The sequence below is a fragment of the Frankia sp. ACN1ag genome (genome assembly GCF_001414035.1).
In the GTDB taxonomy this organism is placed as follows: Bacteria; Actinomycetota; Actinomycetes; order Frankiales; family Frankiaceae; genus Frankia; species Frankia torreyi.
Genome location: NZ_LJPA01000007.1, coordinates 246,082 through 267,238 on the forward strand (window position 1 = coordinate 246,082; position 21,157 = coordinate 267,238).

The following is a 21,157-nucleotide window of genomic DNA, read 5'->3' on the forward strand; positions in this document are numbered from 1 at the left end:
GCGGCGAGCACCCGGCCGCACACCAGCCCGCCCCCATGGCCGTCTCGGCTCCGGCCGCCCCCGCACCGCCGGCTGGCAAGCCCATGGGCGTGCTGACGGCGGTCGCCGATGCCGAGGCATGGCTGGCGGCGGGCACGGACGCCGCCGCGCCGGCCGCGGCCGAGCTCCGCCGGCACCTGGCCGTCGTGCCCGCCGCCGCCGACGCCCTGCTCGCCCTGCCGATCGGCGCCACCACGCTGCTCGCTGCCGCCGGCAACGACCCGGCCTGGTTCGACCCCGGTGGCCGGATCGCGAGCTGGACGAGGGCCCTGCGCAGCGACCCGGTGTCGATCAGCCCGCACGCCCGCCAGTCCCGCCCAGCCGCGCGCCTGGCCGTGCAGGCCGGCGTCGCCGCGCACCTCGCCGCCGCCGCCGGGCACCTCCTGGCCGCCGACGGGCACCTCGTCGCCGCCGACGGGCAACTCGACGCCCTGCACCGCCGGCTCGCCGCGTTGCTGCGCACCTGCGGCGAACCGGGGGTCCTCGCCGCCCCGCCCCCGCCCGGCGACGTGGCCGCCCTCGCCATCCGTCTGACCACGTGGTTGCTCGCCCGCGGCGAGGCCCTGTCCGTCGAGGCCGAGATGAAGGTTCGTTGACGATGACGGGATTCCGGCGGGGTGAACTGACGGACGGGGGATCCGCCGCGCCGCCCGGGACCCCGGCGGACGGCGGATTCCCGGTCGGAGGTGCGTGCGTGACGGCCCTGGAACCCTCACCCCTGGCCGGGGCGCGGTGAGAATCCCCCGGGTCCTCGTCGACGTCGAGGACCGTGGGGACGGTTGGACCGTGCACGTGCGGGGCGCGGGGATCACCGCGCGGTACGAGATGGCCGCAGTGGTGGTCACCGACGTCGACGGGCTGCCGCGGCGGGTGCCTGCCTGGCGGGGGGTGGAACCACCGGGTCCGCCTGCGCTGCCCGTGCCCGCCGTGCCCGCTACGCCCGACGGGACCGCTACGCCCGCCGTGCCCGCTACGCCCGCCGTGCCCGCTACGCCCGGCGGGACCGCCGTGCCCGGCGGGGCCGACGGGACCGCCACGCCCGATGAGGCCGACGGGGCCATCGCGCCCGATGGGGCCGCCGCGTGGGATCCGTTGCCCGGCGTCGGTGTCGTTTCGGGGTCGCAGCTCGCCGCGGGGCCGCGGCCTGGGCCCGTGCCGTCTCGTCCGGCTCCGTGGCGGGGCCGGGAGAGGGGGCCGAGGGCGGGCGCGCACCAGGATCCTCGTCCCGGTCACGTCCACCTTGCGGGTCACCCCGACCGTTCGGGCGGCTGGATGCCCCCGCCACGGTCCGCGCTCGGTGCGGGCCCGCCGTCCGGACCGGACGGGGCGGACCCGGCACTGGCGGCGGTGTGCGCCGGCGACCAGGGCGAGATCTCCGGCCTGCTGGCCCGGATCGCCGGCCGGGACCTGCGCGACGGCGACGCCGAGCTCTACGGCCGGTGGCTGTTCGAGTGCCTGCTCGCGCCGGTGTGGCAACGCCTGCTCGCCGCGCCCGCCGTGCGCGCCGCCCGGGGGGTGGAGCTCGCGTTGCGCTGGCCGGCGGACGACACGGCGCTGGCCGGCCTGGTGTGGGAGGCGATGCACGACGGGGAGGCGCCGCTCGCCGGGCATCCCCGGGCGCTCGTCGCCGTCACCCGGGTGGTGCCCGCGGCGACCCCGGCCCCGGTGACGATCCGGCGGGTGCCGAGGGTGCTGTTCGTCGCCGGCTCCGCCCTCGATGACGCGGTGATCCGCCCGGGGGCGATGTTCATGGGCCTGATGCGCGCCTTCGAGGCGGAGGGCCTGTGCGTCTCGCGGGCGATGACGAACGCGACGCTCGCCGACCTCGGCGAGGCGTGTGCGCGGTTCGCGCCGGACGTCGTCCACCTGGTCGCGCACGGCGACGTTGACGAGCACCGCGGGGTCCTGCGCGTCGCTGACTCCGGCGAACCGGACGGGTTCCGCTTCGTCGACGGCGAGACCCTGGCGCTCGCGCTGCGCGGCCCGGCGGGGATGCCGGTGGCGGTCATCCTGAGCGCCTGCGGCAGCGCCCGCCCCGCCGGCCAGGACGCGGGCGGCCAGGACGCGGGCGGCCAGGACGCGGGCGGCCAGGACGCGGGCGGTCCCGGCGACGGGCCGGCTGGAATCACCGACGCGCTTCCGGACGCGGCTCGGGCCGCCGGGCGGTCGCTCGCGGCCGAGCTCGCCCTGCGTGGCGTGCCGATCGTCGTCGCGATGTCCGGTGAGGTCAGCGAGCAGGCGAGCCGGATGTTCACCCGCCGGTTCGTGCGGGCGGTGCAGCAGGGCGCGTCGGTGGTCGACGCGGCCGCGGCTGGCCGGCGCGCGGCGCTGCTGCGGGGTGACCCACCGAGCCGATACCTCGACTGGGCGATGCCGACCCTCGTCCTCGCCGAGAACGTGCCCCCGGACCTGCGGGTGGTCGACCCGGCGCCGGTGCTCGGGCTGCGCCGGGCCGCCGAGAGCCTGGGGCTGCGCCAGGCGCCGGTGTTCATCGGTCACGACACGGTGCTCGCCGCGACCGAGGCGTTGGCCGCCCCGGCAGCCGAAACCTGCCCCGGGTTCGTCGCCGTGGTGGCCGAGGGCTCGATCAGCGGCCTGGGCGGCAGCCGGCTGCTGCGTGAGGTCGGGCTGCGCCTGCTGCGGACGGGGCATCTGCCGCTGCTCGTCGGGCCCTTCGGTGACGGCGCTGCGCCGACGGACCTGCGTGCGGTCGTCAGCCAGGTGCTCGAGAAGGCAATCATGATCGCCGAGGTGCTGGGCATCGATCCGCCGCCGCTGACCGTCCTCGACGCCGATCCGGACTCGCGGCTCGCGGCCACCGTCAGCCCGCAGGCGTTCCTCGGCGTCAACGTCGAGGAACGGTTCGACCTGCTCAACGATGCGGTCGCGGAGTTCGCCGCCGGGACGGCCCCGCTGCGCGGACCCGGGCTGCGTCACCGCCTCGCCCGAGACCTGGGCGCGCTCGCCGACGCGGCCGCGGCCGCCGGCGAGCCGTTCGGCGCGACGACGCGGGTGGTCGTGCTCGGTGACGAGGTGCATCGGTGGGTCGGCGCGCTACGGCCGCTGCTGGCGATGATCCGCCGCGACGGGCTGGGTAGCCCGGACCGGCCGATCCCCGTGGTCGTCACCGCCTCCCTGCTGGCGGAGGAGGGAATTTTTCTCAAGCAGTTCCGGGACGGGCAGGCCGGGCAGCCCGGCTTCGTCTTTCCGGAGCTGGCCCCGATGCCTCGGGCGAGCGCCATACTGGGCTATCAGTGGGTGCTCCTCCACCCGTGGCAACGGCGGTATCCATTCGTCTACACGGCCGCGCGGAACGCGTCACGGGTGAAAATCGAAGAAAGCCTCGCTCACTTGAACGGCATACCCACCGCTGTCCGCAAGGACCTGTACCTGCTCGCCGAGATTCTCACGACCCTCGAAACCTTCGTCGCCGCCGACGACGAGGGAGCCATGCGCGCCTACGAGGAGCAGTTCCGGTGAGGTCGTCGTCGCCGCCTCCGCCATCCCCGTTGCCCGGTCGCCCCGCCGGGGCGACCGGCCGTGACGGCGATCCCACCGAGAGCGGGCCGCCCGACGTCGGCGCACTGCTCGCGCGGGCGCGCGCGGCGACCCTGACAGCGTTCGAGTCGACCCGGCTGTGCCGGTTGGCGCTGGTGCCCGAGTGGACGGACGCCACCGCCACCCTGTTCGGCCTCGTGGCCGCCGACGAGCTGGCGGCGCTGCTCGCGCAGCTCGACGAGGCCGGCCTGATCGAGCGGCGGCGTGCCCTCGGCCCACGCCGGACGATCCGCCAGGTGTTCTGGCTGCGAGCCTCCCGGCGCGACGAGGTCGGCCGCCACCTGCGCGGCCTCGGTCTCGACGTCGACGCTGAGGTCGACGCGCTCAGCGACGTCATCGCGGCGGCGACCGAGGCGTCCGCGGGAGAGCTCGCCCGCGAGTTCGCGCCCTGGCTGGAGGTCGCCGTCCAGCACCGCCGCGACCGCTCCGGGTCCAGCCTGTTCCAGCGGGTCGACGGTCTCGTCACCGTCGCCGCACCCGCCCGCCCGGCCGGTGCCCGCGTCGACCCGGCCGCGGGGCTGGCCGCCGCAACCCGCCTCGTGGCCGCGGCGCGGACGATCGGCGCGGTCTGCGGGGGCACGCTCGCCGAGGCGGCCCGCCGCGCCGGCTGGCGGCTCGACCGCGCCCACCGCGACGCCCAGGACGCCGAATACCTGCGCGATTACCAGAACCGGGCCGAAGCCGAGGACGCGCTCGGCGAGCTGCTCGCCGAGGACGGGCCGGGCACGCAGTGGGCGGTCCACCTGCTCGGCACCGGTGGCATCGGCAAGACGATGGTGCTGCGCTACCTCGCCTCGGGCGCGTACGCGGCCGCGCGGGGCCTCGCGTCGTTCCCCGTCGCGCGCGTCGACTTCGACCATCTCGATCCTCGCTACCCCGAGCAGCGGCCCGCGGAGGTGCTGCTCGCCCTCGCCGACGAGCTCGCCGGCTACGGACCCAGCCGCGGCTGGTACCACTCGTACCGGCGCTTCCGCGACGCGGCGAACGCACTGCACGAGCAGCTCGGCCGCGCCGGCCCCGACCCCTCGCCCGCCGAGCAGGCCGCAGATCGGGCCGCGGAGCAGGTCTATGGTTCGGCGGTCTACCCGGACCACGGCCCGGTCCGGTCGACCGCGGGCGCGCTGCGGGCCGCCGCCGCGCAGACGATCCGGGCGCTGTTCGACGAAGTCGTCCGCGCGTTCGCCCGGGTGCTGCGAGAACTGGGCCGGCCGCGCGTCGTCCTCGTGCTCGACACCTGCGAGGAACTCGCCAAGCTCTACGCCCCGGGCACCGCGGCCCCCGCCATCGACCGCACCTTCGACCTGCTGGAACGCCTGCACGCCGAACTCCCTGGCGTCCGGGTCGTCCTCGCCGGTCGCCGCCCGCTCGTCCTCCCGCCCGACGAGAGGCAACGTGCCGGCGGACCCGTCCTGCTGGCCCGCGAGTACGTCCGGGTGGTCCCGGTCGCCGGTTTCACCGCGGTCGAGGCCCACCGCTACCTCGACGCGCCGCGCTCCGAGCCGGACGCCGGACTCGACGACATGAACCTGGACTCGACCTCCCAGGCAACCGTCCTGCCCTCCCAGGCAACCGTCCTGCCCGGTCGCCGGCGCGGGAGCGCGTTGCGCGCCGCGCTACTGGAACGGGCCCGGATGCCTCCCACGCCGGCGGGCGAGGTCCGTTACAACCCGTTCGAGCTCGCCGCCTACCGGGAGTGGATCGCCCGCGAGCCCGACCTCGACCCGGCCGTGCTGCGTGCCGCCGGTGACCCGCTGGTGGAACGGCGCATCATCGCCCGCCTCGCCGACGACAACGCCCGCGGCGCCCTCGCCATCGCCGCCGAGCTCGGCCGCTTCGACCTCGGCATGATCAGCCCCGCATTGCGCCGGGCCGGCCTCGACCCGCAGGCCGCGTTCGACGGCCTCGCCGCTCAGGAGTGGACCCACGTCCGCGCGCTGGGTTCCCGGGGCGAACCGCTGGTGATCGAGGTCGACGAGCACCTGCGCGACCGCATCCGGGTCGCCGTCGCCGCCGAGCCCGACCGCTACCCGCTCGACCGTGCCGGGCTCGGCCGGGACGCGGCCGCCCTGGTCACCGCCGGCCCGCTGGCGGCGGTCACCGCCGAGGCCGTCGAGACCGCGGTGCGGCTGCTACCGGTCGCGGACGCCGGTCTCTTCTGGGCCGCCCTGGAGGAGCGTATCGTCGCGTCCGGCGAATGGGGCTGGGCCGGCCAGGTCTGCGTGCGTGCCGCCGCCGTCGAACGCCTGCGCGCCGACGGCCCCGCGCCATCCCCGACGCCGCGCCCTTCTGACGCGCCGGCCCCGAGCCCGTCCAACCCGACGATCCTGGCAGCGATCCTCGCCACCCAGGCCGCTGCACGCATCCACACGGGGCAGCGCACCGGGTCCCGGGCCCTCTGGGCCGGGGTGCTCGACCAGGCACCCCGCCACCCCCTCGCCGAGCAGGGACGCGTCCTGCGAGCCAGGGCCGTGCTCGGGCTGTTGACTGCCGGGAGCGCGTCCTCGCCGATCGACACGACCGCAGTGACGACCACCGCCGCGATCCTCGCCCGGCCCGCAGACAGCCGGGCGACCCGGTCCACCGATCCCCGCGAGTCTCCCGGTGGGTTTGTCGTGGACGCCCTCGACGCCGTTCCGGTCGGGTCACTGCTCGCGGCTGCGGAAGCGGTCGCGGAAGGCGAGCTGCCCGACGTCGGCCCGGTGGGGAACTGGGACCGGTTCGGCACCGGCCACGCCGGCCCCGGCGATCCGGCTGTCGGGGCACTGCTCGGCGCTGCGCGCAGCGCACCGGAAGCGGGCGATCCCACGGTCGAGCTTGTCACCGAACTGGTCGAGACCATCCTGACGTTACGCCTGTCCGCCACCGCTGGCGGGTCGCCGGACGGACTGCTCGCGGCGATCGAGCGGTTCGAGCCCGCGGCCGCCCGGCAGTGGGCCGACTGGGCGGCCCCTCCCGGCCTCGTCGACCGCGCCCATCTCGCCGTGCTGCTGCTGCGCGCCCGCGGGGTTCCACCGGCCGAGCCGCCCGACCTGCCTGCCCACTGGCTGGCCGAGATCCTCGGGCGCACCGGGGACATCGACGCTGAGCGGCGCGTCGCCGCGGCCGTCCACCTGACCCTCGAGCATCGGGTGATCCCTCGCGGCACGCTCGAACGCTTCGACGACCGTCTCGGGTACGTGGCCGGGCGGCACCCGACGAGCTGGCTGCATCGTCAGATCCGCCCGCTCGCGGTCGAGGTCGCCGACGCATGGGCGCTGCTCGACGAGCCGCACCGGGCCGCCGAGATCATCGCAGAGTATCGCGAGGCGGCCCGGGCGGAGGGCGACGACCTCGCCGCCGTCGAGCAGTGCGAGTTGGCTCTGCTGGCGCTGTGCCGCCGTTACCGGACCACCGAGTTCAGCCCGTCGATCCGCCAGCTCGCGCGGGCGGGTTCCGTATCAGTGCGGGCCGAGGCGTGGCTGGTGCTGGCCCTGGTCAATGGGCAACTGCCGGACAGTCCCGCGGAGGCGGGTAGCTGGCACGCCTGGTGGCGCTGCCAGGACCACGAGTCGTTGACGCGCCGGGCGCGGTCGGGTTCGCCCGTCGTCTTGGCTGCTCCGCCGTCGGTCGACGAACCGGGTCTACCCTCGGGCACGAGCGTCGTGGATCGCATCGAGTGGGGGACGCTGGGCTTCGGAGCGGCCGGGTTGACCGACGAAGTCCGCCGGGAGCTTGACCGGCTCACCGACCCGCAGACGCGGCTATGTGGTGCCGCGTTGGTCCGGGACTCGCAAGGCCCGCCGTCCTCGCCCCAGCGCACCCGCCAGCCGCCTACGGTCGGCGACCCGGTCGCCCGGGCGCTGTCCGCGCTGCCGCCGCTGGCCGGCGCCCGCGCGGCGATGGCGGTCGCCGAGGTCCTCGGCCCGCGGCTGCCCGCGCACGCCGTCGCGCTACTGGAACGTCCGTCCGATCTTGAGCCGCGTTCCGTGGCGGACTGGCTGCGGGACACCGGCGACGAGTTCGGCGCCCAGGCCGCGGCCGTGCTCGGCGCCCGTCTGCGCCAGCGTGCTGGGCTGGCAAGCGTCCCGCAGACGGTCCCCCCGCGGCTGGTCGCCTGGCCGGGTTGGTTCGAACGCTTCGAGCCGGTGCGGGCTGGGTTGACTCCGGGGCCGGCCCGGTGGGAGCGCCGACCCACGGCCGGCTCGGGGGATGCGTTTCGACTGTCCCTGCCGCTCGAACTGTCCGCGACCGTGGTGCAGCCGCTCCCTTGGCGCGACCCGGTCGCCGCTGCCGTCCGTGACGACGCGGTTGACGCGGTCGACGGGGACGACGCGGTCGACGGGGACGACGCGGTCGACATGGTCGATCTCGAGGATCTCGAGCCCGACAGGTCGGCCATTCCGCTACGGCCGTCCGAATCGGCGGTGGCGAGCCGCAGTCCCCGGCGACGGGCGCGCATCGTGGTCGGGGCGGTCGCGGCGGTGCTGCTGGTCGTGGCCGTGACGGGACTGATCGTCGTGTTCTCGCGGTCCGGGCACACGGTCCGGACGGGCGAGGGCACCTCATGGTGGGACGGGGACGTGGTGCTGCCCGCCCTGCTGATCCCCGGCATCCTGCTCGCACTGGCGTCGGTGGCGACGATATCCGCTCGGGCTCCCGGCAGGCTCTCGGCAATGCGTGTGTCGCTGCGCCCGGGGCGCCGCCGTTCGGGTGGGCGTCGGCGCCGCAACGACGGCCCCGCTGCGCCGGATCGCCTCCGCCTGCGGGTCGACGCGCCGATCGAGGTCCGGGAAGGCCGTTACACGGCCATTCCCGTGCCCCCACGCCAGACGAAATTCCTCGTCACCACAGTTCCGGCCTGGCTCTGGTCGTCCTGGGCGGGCCGGCCGCGGCCGCTGATCGACCGCGTCCTGCCCGCCCGGCCGTTGTGGCGGTTCGACGGGCAGCGGGCGACGTTCGCGCGACGGCGTCGCTGGCGTGCCCGGGAGCGGCGAAGTCTGTGGCTGATCCCGCTCGTGGTCGAGGACGAGGCGCGGGGTGTGGACTGGGAGCGGCGGCTCGCCGCGGCCGCGCCGCCGCAGTCCGCCCGCACGCTCGTCTTCGCGCGCTTCGGGTCGGGAAGCCTTCGGTCGGCTGCCGGCCGGCCCAGCCTGCCGACGTCGGTGGGTGCCTTCCGCGGCCCGCGCCATCTGCGGCCCGACGATGCTGGACCCGCCTCGACCGTCATCGCGCAGGCGATCGGTACCCCGGTGCACACCATGTCCGGGCTGCGGCTGCGGGTGAGCGACGACGACGGAGCCGGCCTGTCCGCGGCAGGTGACGAGACGCTGGTGGGGATCGAGGATCTCGATGTCGCCGGCATCCCTCTCACCGTGCTGCAGGCCGACCCGGTGGACGGCGCGGCGGCGCCGCTGGGCGAGGACCGGGCCGGCTTCGTCGACCTGGCCATCGCCGCGCTCGACGCGGGGACCTCGGCGGTGCTCGTGATTCCGCCGCTGCCCGACGAGCTCGCGGCCGCGGTCGGCGCGGCCGTGCGCGAGACGGTCGACCTCGCGCTGCAGGACAGGCTCGGCCGCGACGGCCGGCTCCTGGCAGCGGCCTTCGTGGCCCGTCGGGTCAAGGACCTGATCTACGAGGCGGCCGCCGGCGACGCCGTCACCCCCAACGACGCTGCCACCCCCGGCGACGCCGTCACCTCCGACGATCCAGGTGGGTCCGCGGCGTCCCGGATCGGTCCGGGCGTCTCGATCGCCATTGCCACCGACGATTCCCGCCCCGGCGATGACGTCCTGCTGTTCCTGCGCTGAGGGCACCCGCGATCGGCATCCCGCGATCGGCACCCTGCGAGTGGCATTCCGCGACTCGGATCAGGGGATGGCGCCGGCTCCCCTTCCGCCGGGTCGGGCCGGCGCCGTCAGACGGCGAGCAGGTCGGCGAGGGTGAGGGCGGCGAGGGCGGGGTCGTCGCGGGCGGGCAGCAGGGCGATGACCTCGTCGGCGACGGTGGCGTCCGGGTCGCCGAAGGCGGCCTGCTCGGGGCCGGCGTCCAGGGCGGCGGCGATCGCGGCGGCGATCCGGGGGCGGTCGGACTCGACGTAGTCGGCGGACGTCCAGGCCAGGGTGACGGCCTCGGCGCGGTGGTCGGCGAACGCCCCCGCCCGCCCGTGTGTCCGCGCCAGCCGGGCCTGGGCGATCAGCGCCGTCATCGCCGGCGACAGCCAGACGTCATGCTCGGCGCGGGTCTCGACCCGCACGACCAGGTAGTCGACCCCGGTCAGCCGCCGCTCCCCGCCGCCGGAACCGCCTGGCCCGCCGGAACCGCCTGGCCCGCCGCGGACGGCGAGGCGGCCGTCGGCGCCGATCGTGAGCTCACCGGGCAGCGAGCCCGGCGGGGCGTTCACGACCGCGAGGTGGCCCGCCTGCACCGGCTGGCCGCCGCCACCTGGGCTGATCATCGCGTAGTGGACGCCGAGGACCGGTTTGTCGCCGGCCGCGCCGATCAGCGAGTCCAGGCCGGTGGAGATCGCGTTCGCCACCGACGCCGCGGTCGCCAGGGGCGGCCCGAGCAGCTCGGCGAAACCGGCGACGAACGAGGCGGCCGTGCCCAGCGGACCCGTCTGGGTCGCCTGGTAGACCGCCGCCTCGATCTCCACGGTGCCGCCGTTGAACGGCAGCAGCGGGGTGATGGGGAAATCAAGCTGGTCGCCGGGCACCGCCCAGGCGGCGGCCGGCCGCGAGAACGTCGTGAACGCAACCGGCGCGCCGGCGCCGAACGTCAGCGACGCGCCGGCATGCAGCACCGGAAAGCGGTCGTTTCCCCAGCTCCGTGCCTTCGCGAGGAAACCTTCGGCGAGCCACAGCCGCAGATAGCCCTGCGCCGGCCAGATCGGCGCCGATCCCGGCGCGGGTAGAAAACACGTCGTCACATGCTCGGCGTCCGCGGCGAAGCCGCTTTTTATCCGTGCCCACAATCCCCCCGCCACATCGCGCAGCCTACCGTGGGCGGAAATCCCGCGGCCCGGTGCCGGAATCGGCGTGATGAGCCGGGCCGCCCGTGGTCAGGGGCCGTCCACCGGGCGGAAGACGGCGACGGTGAAGTCCCCGCCGGGCAGCTCGGTGAACTCCGCCCGCACCCGCAGGCCGCAGCGCACCTCCGCGGGGTCGATGCCGACGATCCGGGCGGGCAGGCGCAGGCCGGCCTGCTCGTCGAGTTCGACGAGAGCCACCACGTAGGGCAGGTTGTCGAGATAGCCGGGCACGGTCGCCCGGTGCTGGACGATGAACGAGTAGACGGCGCCGGTGCCGGCGACGTCGGTGAACCGGGTCGGCCCCGCGCACCGCCGGCACCGTTCGAGCGGTGGTTGCAGCCACAGCCCGCAGTGCTCGCAGCGGCACATGGCCAGCCGGCCCTCGGCCAGGGCCGCCCAGAAGGGCGCGGTCACCGCGTCCGGCACCGGCTGCGGCGGAAGGCTGAGCGGATCGGCCCCCACGCTCGGGCGCTCCTCGTGCGTCGTGGTCATGCCGCCGCCGTTCCGTAGACGAGGGCGCCACCGAAGGGGCCCGCCCCGGAGGTGACCAGCGCCGTCTCGGCGCCGCTCACCTGGCGGTCCCCGGCGTCCCCGCGCAGTTGCAGGACCGCCTCGTAATGGTGGTTCAGGCCGTGGATGTAGCCCTCGGACAGCAGGCCGCCGTGCGGGTTGACGACGACGTCGCCGCCGTAGGTGGCCCGGCCGGCCCGGAAGTAGTCGCCGACCTCGCCCTTGGCGCAGAACCCGAAGTCCTCGAAGGTCGCCATCACGGTGAACGTGAAGCAGTCGTACATGCAGGCGACGTCGATGTCGGCGGGGCGCAGGCCGGTGCGCGACCACAGCCGGGGCGCGGTGTCCCGGGAGTACATGCAGCTCAGGTCGTCCCACTGGTCGACCGAGCCGCCGAAGCGATTGCTGTCGGCCGCGCCGAGCAGGTGGACGGGACGGTGCGGCAGGTCCGCGGCCCGCTCGGCGCTGGTCACCACGATCGCCACCGCGCCGTCGATCTCGTAACAGCAGTCGAACAGCCGGAACGGCTCGCTGATCCACCGGCTGTTCAGGTAGTCGTCGAGGGTGATGGGGGAGCGGGCCACCGCGTGCGGGTTGCGCACCGCGTGGTCGCGTTCCTGCACCGCGATGGCGCCCAGGTCCGCCGCGGTGGATCCGTACTCGTACTGGTGGCGACGGCAGAACATCGCGAACCACTGGGGCGGCACGAGGTAGCCGTGCGGCCCCGCGAACTGCCCCTCGCCGTCGACCTCGACCCGTTCCAGCGCCCGGCCGTACCGGGTCTGCGAGCCGAGCACCCGGTAGACGACGACCACCTCCGCCTGGCCGGTCAGCACCGCTGCGGCGGCCCCCGCGACGGTCGAGGTGACGATGTTGCCGCCGCCCAGGACGCTCAGGCTCCACCCGAGGTCGTCGACCCCGATGGCGTGGGCGACCTGACTCGGGCCGGCGCTGTCGCCCGTCGAGTAACAGGTGAAGCCGTCGACGTCCGCGGCGGTGAGCCCACAGTCGGCGAGCGCCTCCCGGGCGGCCTGCGCGGCCATCGACAGCGTGGTGCGCCCCGAGGAGCGCACGAACGGCGACCGCCCGATCCCGACGACGGCCGCGCCCCCTAATGAACGACTCACTGTCCCTCCCGCCGCGTTCCCGCGTCCCGACGCAACGCCGAGGCCGCTGCCTCGCCGCGAGTTTCTGACATTGGACTGCCAGAATCGTAGCCGCGTGTGCCGGCGGGGTCCAGCCCTGGTGTCGCCGCGCTGGGCTCAGATCTCCAGGCCCGGCCAGGTCATCGTGATCGAGTGCGGGTGGGGAAGGTCGAGGATCTGAACGAGGTACTGCTGCCCGAAGTTGTTGCTGCGCAGCTCCTCGATCGTCTCCGGCGCCATCGCACCCGTCGCCCCGTACAGGTCGCCCAGTCGCCGCAGGATCACCGCCAGCCGGTACGACGCGTAGACGAGGTGGAAGTCCAGATTCGCGGCGTCGCGGCCGACGAGCTCCTGCCATCGGCGCACGGTCTGCGCCGGGCTGCCGATGCCCGGTAATCGCTCGACGCCGACCGACTCCGTGCTGCTGTAGTCCATGACCGTCCACCAGGCGAGGTCCGATTCGGCGCCGGCCAGGCACACCATGTCCCAGTCGAACACCGCCGCCACGTCGAGCCCGCTGAACATCAGGTTCGGCAGCCGGGAGTCGCCCCAGGCCAGGGCGGTGATGCCGGTGGGGGGGAGGTGCGCGCGCAGCCACCGCTCGGCCGCGGCGATCACCGGATCGACGCGCCCCCGTGCCACCCAGGCCGCCACGTCGAACCAGTGCGCGAGATCCTGCCGCAGGCCGTCGGGGCCGAGGTGCGGACGGTCGAGGAACGCCACCTTCGCCGGATCGACCTGGTGCAGTCGGGCCATGACCTCGACCGCATTGCGCCACAGCACGGCGCGCTCGCTGGGGACCAGGTCGTGCACCCAGCCGGTGGTGTGGAACGGCGGGGTGTCCCCGGGCACGCGACCCTCGACGCGTTCCATGACGAAGAAGGCCTCGCCGAGGACGCCGGTGTCCGTCTCCAGGCCGACGACCGCGGGGACCGGAATGCCCGGCTCGCGGCCCAGCACCCGGTACATCTCGGCGTGGACGGTGAGGTCGGCGTCCTTGTAGAGGAAGTCGGGGGAGTTGACCCGCACGACGTAGCCCGCCGAGCGGGCCACCCCGGCCTCGGTCCAGCTCGTCTCGCACAGCAACGTCTCGTTGGCCACCCCGGCGGTCCTGGGTAGCGTCACCTCGGTGACGTGCAGATCGGACCGGTGCGGCAGGGCCGTCGAAAACCAGGACTCCAGCGCCTGCCGCGTCTTTTCCGGATCGCGCTGACGGTCCCGGGTCGGCAGCCCGGATTCGATGTAGCTGGCGTTCGTCAACTCCGGCAACGTGTCCTCCTCGCGGCGGGACGAATACGTGCCCGGCGGGATTTCTCGCCGAGCACCACAAAGGAGCCACCGGCGCCCGCGGATGTCGCGCCGGACGCGGAACGTCCGCCGTTCGACTGGTCGCGGGAACGGTCATCACCTGCGCCGACCGGCGGGCGGCGGGATCGCGGCGGACCCGACGGTCGGCGATGATGCCGACGCACTGTATGGCAGTGAACTGTCAGAGTCAATGCCTGATCGTCGATGCGTCGGGGCTCGGGTTACCCGGCCCTGACCTCGGCAGAGGGCTGCTGATCCGAACCCTTGCGCGACGGGTTGGGATGATCCATAGTCTGGTCAGTCCGAGTCCGGTCCTCTCGTCGACCATGGCAGTCAAATGCCAGAAAGAGATCGACGGGTGGTGATCCGGCACGCCTTCACGGCTGGCCAGTGGTGCCTGTCGGTCAGTATTGGGGAAACAGGAGGTGCGCCGCGATGCCGCCGGTCGATTCCTCGCCGCAGCCGTTCACGGTCCGCACGGATCAGGCCNTTCTCGACGATCTGGGTGACCGGTTGCGGCGCACCCGCTGGACCGATCAGATTCCCGGGACGGGCTGGGAGTACGGCACCGATCTGGCCTACCTGCGGGACCTGTGTGAATACTGGGGAGACGGTTTCGACTGGCGGGCCGCCGAGGCCCGGATCAATCGGTGGCCGCACGTTCTGACCACGGTCGACGGGACGCCCATCCATGCCATTCACGCCCGGTCGCCGCATCCCGGCGCCGTTCCGCTGCTGCTCATCCACGGCTGGCCCGGATCGGTCATCGAGTTCCTCGACGTCATCGACCGGTTGGCGGACCCGCCGGCCTACGGCGGCGACCCGGCCGAGGCGTTCCACGTGGTCTGCCCGTCCCTGCCGGGATACGGCTGGTCCGGGCCGACCCGCGAGGGTGGCTGGCACATCCGTCGGGTGGCCGACGCACTCGTCGAGCTGATGGCCCGACTGGGCTATCCGCGTTTCGCCGCCCAAGGCGGCGACTGGGGTGGGATCGCCGCCAGCCTCCTGGGCGCGCACCATCCGGACCGGCTGCTGGCCATCCATCTCAACCTGGTCCTGGCGCCGCCGCCCGACGAGGCCATGATGGCGGCGCTGAGCGCCGCCGAGCGCGCCGCGCTGGAGAGGGTCGTGCGGTTCACCCAGACCGAGACCGGCTATCAGGCCATCCAGGGCACCAAGCCGCAGACGCTGGCCCACGGCCTGGCCGATTCGCCCGCGGGCCTGGCCGGCTGGATCGTCGAGAAGTTCCGGGCGTGGAGCGACTGCGACGGCGACGTGGAGAAGGCGATCAGCCGCGACGATCTGCTCACCAACATCACCACCTACTGGGTCACCGGCACGATCGGTTCGTCGGTGCGCCTCTACCGCGAGTCGATGCGGGCCGGCCTGTTCGGCCCCCCGGACCGGCCGGTCACCGTGCCGACCGGGGTCGCGGTCTTCCCGCGGGAGATCGTGACGCCGCCCCGGCGCTGCGTCGAGGCGCACTACGACCTGCGCTACTGGAGCGAACTGCCGCGCGGCGGTCACTTCGCCGCCCTGGAGCAACCGGAGCTGTTCGCCGAGGACGTCCGAGCGTTCTTCCGCTTACTGCGCGACGGGGCCCATGAGATCGGCTAGCGTCGCGAACTCGGCGGTGACGTAGGACCCGAGGCTGCGGGACGGTGCACCCTGCAGCCAACGCTGCATCGCGCGCTGTTCGGCCAGGATCCCGATCGCGGCCAGCAGCTCGCAGCTTTCGTCGGGCTGCGCGAGGCCGCGCCGCGTGGCGACCGCCCGGGCGACGAGCGCCCGATTGCCCTGCTGGTTGTCGTGTTCCTTGCCGCGCAGCAGGAACGACGAGGCGACGGCGACGTGGTAGAGCCTGATCCGCTCCCGCAGGCGGGCCACGCCGGGCGCGAGCGCGACGAAGGCAGCCCGCATCGCCTGGAACTCGCTCAGCGACTCCGGCTGGGCCAGGTACACGCCGACGAAGGAACGGATGTAGTCGTCCTCGCCGAAGAAGAGCACGGACTCCTTCGTCGCGAAGTAGCGGAAGAAGGTACGGGCGGAGACGCCGGCGCGCGCGGCGACCTGCTCGGTGGAGGTGGACTCGTAGCCCTGCTCGGCGAACAGTTCCAGCGCGGCGTCGACGAGCGCCTGCCGAACCCGGGCCTTGTGCTCGGACCATGCCGCGGGGCGGGCCCGCACCGGCTGCGCGCTACCGCGCACCGGCGTGCCGTCCACCGGGCGTCCCCCCTCGTCTCCGACGACCTCTACCAGGCGGCGACCTGCTACCGGCGACGACCTGATGCCCGGCAAGCGGCGGGCTGGCCTGCCCCGTGGCCGCCGGCCCGGCGTTCACCACCCCGGCCGCGGAGCCCGGCGCGCAGGCGGGCTAGCCGGCCCGCAGGTCCGAACGCTCGACGTAGACGTAACCCACGTCGCCGTCCCAGTCGCAGGACGCCCAGTTGATAGCGTACGCCCGCCCGGGGGAGGCAACGCCGTAGGGAAGGCCGCCGGCAAACGTGGTCCACAGCCCGGTCCGGGTGGTGGCGGTCAGCTCCAGGCGCCGATCCTGCCAGGCGAGGCCGAAGGGCAGCACCTCCCCGCTGGCGACCAGCCCGTCGAGCCGGGGCACGTCGACCACCCGGACATGTGTCAGTGCGCCGGCCTCGACGACGTAGCCGCCCTCCAGCGTCACCGTCCCATCGGTCGACCAGTAGCGGGACAGCCCGAACGCGCGGCCGCTGCCCGGGAACAGGCAGCCGGCGATGACGTGCCCGCCCCAGCCGTTGACCGAGTCGTCCCCGCGGGGGCCGCGGGAGTGGTCGCGCCAGCCGGTGCCGTCGAAGGCGACCTCGCGCCGGCCCCACCGCACCGTGCCGCGGGCCCGGTAGAGCTGCTCGTAGTGCTCCTTCGCCCACTGCTGCTGGTCCATGCCGCCGCGGCCGGTCGCCGCCGCGGCCGCGGTGTGCGCGTCCCAGACGGGTGTCGCGCACTCGATCTCCAGGTCGAGCTGCAGGCGGACCTTCTCGCCGTCGCGGACGAGGCCGGTGCGCATGCTCTCCTGCGGCGTGCGCAGGCAGAAGCCGTCGAAGGTGACCCGCCAGCGCCGGAACGGCTGCAGGCACTCGAAGCGCAGGTTGGCACCGGCCGGGCGGCGGGCCGGATCGGTGCGGTGGTACGCCCACATCGACAGCACGCCCTCGCCGTCCGGCAACGTGACGAGCGCGCGGTCCTCCNACAGCTCCCAGGCGTCGGCCACGGTGCCCAGATGCAGCCACATGCCGATGTTGTGGGTCGGGTCGTAGGGGGTGAACAACAGGTTCTCGGTCCAGGCCGGCACGGGTGGGCAGGACGCGACGACCTGCTCGCGCTCCGGCGGCAGGCCGGCGGACAGATCGGCGGACAGATCGGCGACGCGCGGCTCGCCGCGCAGGGTGCTCATCGGGAACCTCGGGTGGAAGCGCGGGGCGCCGACGGAGGTGTGGTGGCCACGCGTCCGCACGCTATCCGTTCGCCGCAGCGGAGTCCTGCGAATTCTGGCAGAAGACTGCCAGATTCCGTTCGTGCGAGCCCTGGGACCTCGGGTGAGGTCGACCGGCGCGCGGGTCGACCCGGCTGACTCGTTGTCGTGCTCCGGTGGCACTTCCGTGCCGGTTTCGGGGCTGGCGATCACACAACGGGATGGCACCATGACAGATGTCCGTCACCGGTTGGGCCGCCGATGTGCCCCCCGGGCCGCTGGGAGCGCCTGGGAGCGCATGGGACCGCTGAGACCTCCGACGTGGATCCCGCCCGACCTCGGATGCGGGCGTAACCCGTTGAAGCTAGGGTGATTCGCGAGGATCATCCCGATTCGGGAGGGCTGGGCTGGTGACGGTGGAACCGGACGAGGGTGGCGGGGAGTCCGAGGTCGGGCCGTGGTGGAGGTCCCTGGCCGAGGAGCATCCGTCGATCGATCTGAAGACGGACCAGCCGCATACGGCCCGCATCTACGACTACTTCCTCGGCGGGAAGGACAACTTCCCCGCCGACCGGGTGGCTGCGGAGCAGGCGAGCGCCGCCTTCCCGAACGCCTCCCTCGCGGCCCGGCAGAACCGCGCGTTCATGGTGCGGGCGATCCGCCACCTCGCCGGCGAGGCCGGGATCCGGCAGTTCCTCGACGTCGGCACCGGCATCCCCACCAGCCCGAACGTGCACGAGATCNCCCAGGCCGTCACCCCACAGGCGCGGGTCGTCTACACGGACAATGATCCGATCGTCCTGGCCCACGCCCGCGCGCTGCTGGCCAGTACCCCCCAGGGCCGGACCGCCTACCTCGACGCCGATCTCCACGACCCACAGAGCATCCTGGCCGCTCCCGAGCTGCGCGAGACCCTCGATCTGAGCCAGCCCGTCGCCCTGTCGATGATCGCGGTGTTCCACTTCGTTCCGGACTCGGACGATCCGCATGGCATCATCCGCAGTCTCGTCGACGCGCTGCCGTCGGGCAGTTACCTGATCCTCACCAACGGCACCGCCGACCACGACCCGGCCACGCAGGACCTCGCCGTCGCCTACGAGAAACAGGGGATCACCGTGCGGCTGCGCAGCCGCACCGAGGTCGAAGGTCTGTTCGGCGGGCTGGAGCTGATCGATCCGGGCGTCGAGCTGGTCCACCGCTGGCGCCCGGCCGCCCCCGACCCGCCCGGCCTCACCGACGCCCAGGTCAGCGTGTACGGCGGAATCGCCCGGAAGCCGTAGCCTCCCCGCGGACTTCGACGGCGCTCGGAGGCACTCCATGGCGCTCGGTGGCGATTGATGGAGCCGCGGGGGCCTGAGCCACACCGCTGGGGGAAACCCTGTAGGTATGCAGCACGTCGTGGTCGGGGTCGACACCGGGGATGCCGCTCCCGCCGCGCTCGGCTCGGCGNCCGACCTCGCCGCGCGGCTGGACGCCGAGCTCGACGTCGTCCACGTCCAGCCCCTCAGCCCTGCGCAGATCCGCACGATGGTCTCCACCGTGCCCGGTCGGCACGCGTGCGAGCAGTTCCTCAGAGCCGAGGAGGACGCCCAGACCAGGGTGACCCGCGCGCTGGCGGACCGCACGCTCGCGGCGACCCCCGTGCACTGGCGGTTCCACGTCCGGGCCGGCGATCCCGCGACCGAGCTGCTTGCCGTTGCCGACAGTGTCGATGCCTACGCGATCGTCATCGGCACCCGTCACGGCGGCGTCAGCGTCGCCCTGGAACGGCTGCTCACCGGCTCGGTCTCCCACCGGACGCTCCACTGGACTCGCCGGCCCGTCCTGGTGGTCCCCACAGACGTCGATGACTAGGGCGCGTATCCGGTGGTGATCAGGGGATGGTTGGTGTGAGTCCCTTGGCGCGGTTCGGCGGAACCCCCTTCCAGGCCTCCGGTGCGGAAGATACTGGGGCACGATGTGGGTCTTCCGGAGAGGAGGTTCGGCTGACCGTGCCGTGGCGCCCGCGGCGCGAGCCGATCCCGGCTGACCCGAGGCTGGAACGGTTCAGGCATCGGGTGGCGCGGATCTGGCTTGCCCAGGACGAAGTCGGGTTGCTGCTCGTCCTTCCCGAGGTCTATCGGACGCAGACGGGCGGCGCTCTGTGGTGGCGCCGCTGGTCCGAGGGCCGCCATGGGGCACTGCTGTTTCTGTCCCTGCCACAGTCGGGCCTACCGTTCACGGACACCTTCGTGGCGCCGGACGACCTGGCCGACGAGCTCGACGACTGGGACGCGGGGTGCTTCCGGTTCGTCGGTGAGACCTACGCCTTGCAATGGCTCGGTGACCACGACTCCCGCCGCCTGGCGTCCGAGTGGTTCGGCATGGAGACCCATGCTGGTCCGTCGCCGCCCGTTTCACCCCCCCGCGGCCCTGCCAACCCTGACTCCTGCTGAACGAACGTCCTTGGGACTCACGCGGTGGCGGCCGTGGGGTGGTGGCGGGCGGGGCTGGTGTGGATCGTGGCTGCGGACAGGCGGCGGATGTGGCGCAGCAGGTGCGCCTCGGCGGCGTGGGCGACGTCATGGGCGGCGGCCAGGGTGAGGTCGGGGTCGACGGTGATGTCGGCCTCGGCGCGCAGGGTGTGCCCGATCCAGCGCAGGCGCAGCTCGCGGACGGCCTCGACGCCCTCGGTGTGCAGCAGGGTGTCGGTCGCCTCGGTGACCACGTCCGGGTCGACGGCGTCCATGAGCCGGGCGCCGACGACCCGGACGGCGGACCGCAGGACCCCGAGGATCGCCGCGGTGATCGCCAGGCCGACCACGGGGTCGGCCCAGCGCCACCCCGCGGCGACCCCGGCGGCACCGAACAGGACCGCGAGGCTGGTGAAGCCGTCCGTGCGGGCGTGCAGCCCGTCGGCGACGAGCGCGGCGGAACCGATCTGGTGACCGACGCGGATGCGGTAGCGGGCCACGATCTCGTTGCCGACGAAGCCGACGACCGCGGCCGCGGCGACCGCCCCCAGATGGTCGACGTGCTCGGGGTGGACCAGACGGTAGATCGATGCCCAGGTGGCGAGCGCGCACGACAGCGTGATCATCGCGAGGACGGCGAGGCCGGCGAGATCCTCNGCGCGGCCGAAACCGTAGGTGAACCGGGCCGTGGCCGGACGGCGTGCGACGGCGAACGCGATGAGCAACGGCACGGCGGTCAGCGCGTCGGCGACGTTGTGCAGGGTGTCGCCGAGCAGCGCGACCGACCCGGACAGCGCCACCACCACGGCCTGCAGGCCTGCGGTCGCACCGAGACCGGCCAGGCTGATCAGCAGAGCGCGCCGGCCGGCGGCGTCCGCCTCCAGCGCATCGTCGATCTGGTCGGCGCTGTCATGGCTGTGTCCACCGACCACGTCCGAGATGCCGTCGCGAAGCCGTGCCCACCGCCCGATCGCGCCATGCTCGTGTCCGTCCCGGCGCTCGTGTCCACTCCGGCGCTCGTGATCGTGGCGGTGTCCGCCGTGGTCGTGGCGATGCCCGCCGTGGTCATGGCCAAGACCGGATTCCATGCCCGTACCGTAACCGCAAACGATCAACGCGGCACTGTCGCACCTGCCACCTCATCGCACCGGCCGCCGTGGCGGGTCAACCCTGAGCGGTGGAACGACCTCGCGGTGTGGTAGCGACGTTGCTTTCCGAGACGCCGAGGGCTATACAGGGATTAGCACTCGGTAAGGTCGAGTGCCAACCTCTGGCGCGACGGGTGCCTGGGCCACGACGTGGCCCATCGTTTTCGTTGCTTGGCCCCGCTGGCGGCCGGCACTCCTCCCCGCAGGCATGAGCCTCAGGAGGATTTATCCCCATGTCAAAGATCATTGCCTTCGATGAGGAGGCTCGGCGCGGCCTGGAGCGCGGCATGAACCAGCTGGCCGATGCGGTCAAGGTCACGCTCGGTCCGAAGGGTCGCAACGTCGTTCTGGAGAAGAAGTGGGGCGTTCCCACGATCACCAACGACGGTGTGAGCATCGCCAAGGAGATCGAGCTCGAGGATCCGTACGAGAAGATCGGTGCGGAGCTCGTCAAGGAAGTCGCGAAGAAGACCAACGACGTCGCGGGTGACGGCACCACGACCGCGACGATCCTGGCTCAGGCGCTGGTGCGGGAGGGTCTGCGC

At 73.6% G+C, this 21,157-nt stretch carries 13 protein-coding genes and 5 pseudogenes; 11 read left to right on the forward strand and 7 right to left on the reverse strand.

Annotation, left to right across the window (positions count from 1 at the left end; translation table 11 throughout):
* Nucleotides 1-1,311: 1,311 nt before the first annotated feature.
* Both UK82_RS08675 and UK82_RS08680 read left to right on the forward strand, forming a co-directional pair.
* Entirely contained in the window at nt 1,312-3,519 is a 2,208-nt protein-coding gene (locus tag UK82_RS08675) for a CHAT domain-containing protein (RefSeq protein WP_055406854.1), read from the forward strand.
* Nucleotides 3,516-9,383, forward strand: a complete 5,868-nt coding sequence (locus UK82_RS08680) for a hypothetical protein (protein WP_055406834.1) — start codon at nt 3,516-3,518, stop codon at nt 9,381-9,383. The genes UK82_RS08675 and UK82_RS08680 overlap by 4 nt, the downstream gene beginning before the upstream one ends.
* A gap of 107 nt (nt 9,384-9,490) precedes the next feature.
* Here the strand turns inward: UK82_RS08680 and UK82_RS08685 are convergent, their stop codons facing one another.
* From UK82_RS08685 to UK82_RS08700, 4 genes are all read right to left on the reverse strand, one after another.
* Nucleotides 9,491-10,558 carry a hypothetical protein gene (locus tag UK82_RS08685; RefSeq protein WP_055406835.1) on the reverse strand — a complete coding sequence of 356 codons (1,068 nt, stop codon included), beginning with the start codon at nt 10,556-10,558 and terminating at the stop codon, nt 9,491-9,493.
* 75 nt (nt 10,559-10,633) lie between these two features.
* Nucleotides 10,634-11,095, reverse strand: coding sequence for a Zn-ribbon domain-containing OB-fold protein (locus UK82_RS08690; protein WP_044888218.1), 462 nt, complete (start codon nt 11,093-11,095; stop codon nt 10,634-10,636).
* Entirely contained in the window at nt 11,092-12,156 is a 1,065-nt protein-coding gene (locus UK82_RS08695; protein ID WP_044888225.1) for a thiolase C-terminal domain-containing protein, read from the reverse strand. Before UK82_RS08695 ends, UK82_RS08690 begins: the two co-directional genes overlap by 4 nt.
* A 219-nt stretch (nt 12,157-12,375) precedes the next feature.
* The gene (locus UK82_RS08700; protein ID WP_044888219.1) at nt 12,376-13,527 is read right to left on the reverse strand and encodes a phosphotransferase family protein; all 1,152 of its coding nucleotides are present in this window, start codon (nt 13,525-13,527) and stop codon (nt 12,376-12,378) included.
* Nucleotides 13,528-14,001: 474 nt separating this feature from the next.
* On the opposite strand from UK82_RS08700, the gene UK82_RS41405 reads away from it, so the two are divergent.
* The coding region (locus UK82_RS41405; protein ID WP_255354267.1) for a hypothetical protein at nt 14,002-14,055 on the forward strand (54 nt) is incomplete at its 3' end.
* 1 nt (nt 14,056) lies between these two features.
* Nucleotides 14,057-15,183 (forward strand): annotated as a pseudogene (locus tag UK82_RS08705) (epoxide hydrolase family protein); the annotation flags it as partial.
* On the opposite strand, the gene UK82_RS08710 reads toward UK82_RS08705, so the two are convergent.
* The gene (locus UK82_RS08710) at nt 15,151-15,789 is read right to left on the reverse strand and encodes a TetR family transcriptional regulator (protein WP_201784168.1); all 639 of its coding nucleotides are present in this window, start codon (nt 15,787-15,789) and stop codon (nt 15,151-15,153) included. The pseudogene UK82_RS08705 and the gene UK82_RS08710 overlap by 33 nt on opposite strands.
* A 1,632-nt stretch (nt 15,790-17,421) precedes the next feature.
* Between UK82_RS08710 and UK82_RS36635 the strand changes: the two genes are divergently transcribed.
* The 5 genes and pseudogenes from UK82_RS36635 to UK82_RS08730 all read left to right on the forward strand — a co-directional run.
* Nucleotides 17,422-17,754: SAM-dependent methyltransferase (locus UK82_RS36635; RefSeq protein WP_396230495.1), on the forward strand; the 333-nt coding region annotated here is incomplete at its 3' end.
* A gap of 1 nt (nt 17,755) precedes the next feature.
* Nucleotides 17,756-18,291: pseudogene (locus UK82_RS36640) on the forward strand (SAM-dependent methyltransferase); the annotation flags it as partial.
* A gap of 106 nt (nt 18,292-18,397) precedes the next feature.
* Nucleotides 18,398-18,460 (forward strand): annotated as a pseudogene (locus UK82_RS41410) (hypothetical protein); the annotation flags it as partial.
* Between the two features lies 1 nt (nt 18,461).
* Nucleotides 18,462-18,865 (forward strand): annotated as a pseudogene (locus tag UK82_RS08725) (universal stress protein); the annotation flags it as partial.
* Between the two features lie 137 nt (nt 18,866-19,002).
* Complete coding sequence (locus UK82_RS08730) at nt 19,003-19,446, forward strand: hypothetical protein (protein ID WP_063897454.1); 444 nt, start codon at nt 19,003-19,005, stop codon at nt 19,444-19,446.
* Nucleotides 19,447-19,463: 17 nt separating this feature from the next.
* Here UK82_RS08730 and UK82_RS36645 read toward each other — a convergent pair.
* The coding region (locus tag UK82_RS36645; protein ID WP_236705666.1) for a cation diffusion facilitator family transporter at nt 19,464-20,120 on the reverse strand (657 nt) is incomplete at its 5' end.
* A gap of 1 nt (nt 20,121) precedes the next feature.
* Nucleotides 20,122-20,396, reverse strand: a pseudogene (locus UK82_RS36650) (cation transporter); the annotation flags it as partial.
* A gap of 45 nt (nt 20,397-20,441) precedes the next feature.
* Between UK82_RS36650 and UK82_RS33985 the strand changes: the two are divergent.
* Both UK82_RS33985 and UK82_RS08740 read left to right on the forward strand, forming a co-directional pair.
* Nucleotides 20,442-20,666 carry a hypothetical protein gene (locus UK82_RS33985; RefSeq protein WP_173667250.1) on the forward strand — a complete coding sequence of 75 codons (225 nt, stop codon included), beginning with the start codon at nt 20,442-20,444 and terminating at the stop codon, nt 20,664-20,666.
* A 179-nt stretch (nt 20,667-20,845) separates the two neighbouring features.
* Nucleotides 20,846-21,157, forward strand: a 312-nt coding sequence (locus UK82_RS08740) for a TCP-1/cpn60 chaperonin family protein (protein ID WP_304438042.1), incomplete at its 3' end; no start/stop codon positions are given.

Excerpts from the sequence above, each read along its gene's own strand:
- UK82_RS08675 (WP_055406854.1), top strand. The coding sequence starts at position 1,312 with ATGCCCCCGCCACGGTCCGCGCTCGGTGCGGGCCCGCCGTCCGGACCG.
- UK82_RS33985 (WP_173667250.1), top strand. The coding sequence starts at position 20,442 with ATGCTCGTGTCCGTCCCGGCGCTCGTGTCCACTCCGGCGCTCGTGATC.
- UK82_RS08695 (WP_044888225.1), bottom strand. The coding sequence starts at position 12,156 with ATGGCCGCGCAGGCCGCCCGGGAGGCGCTCGCCGACTGTGGGCTCACC.
- UK82_RS08690 (WP_044888218.1), bottom strand. The coding sequence starts at position 11,095 with ATGACCACGACGCACGAGGAGCGCCCGAGCGTGGGGGCCGATCCGCTC.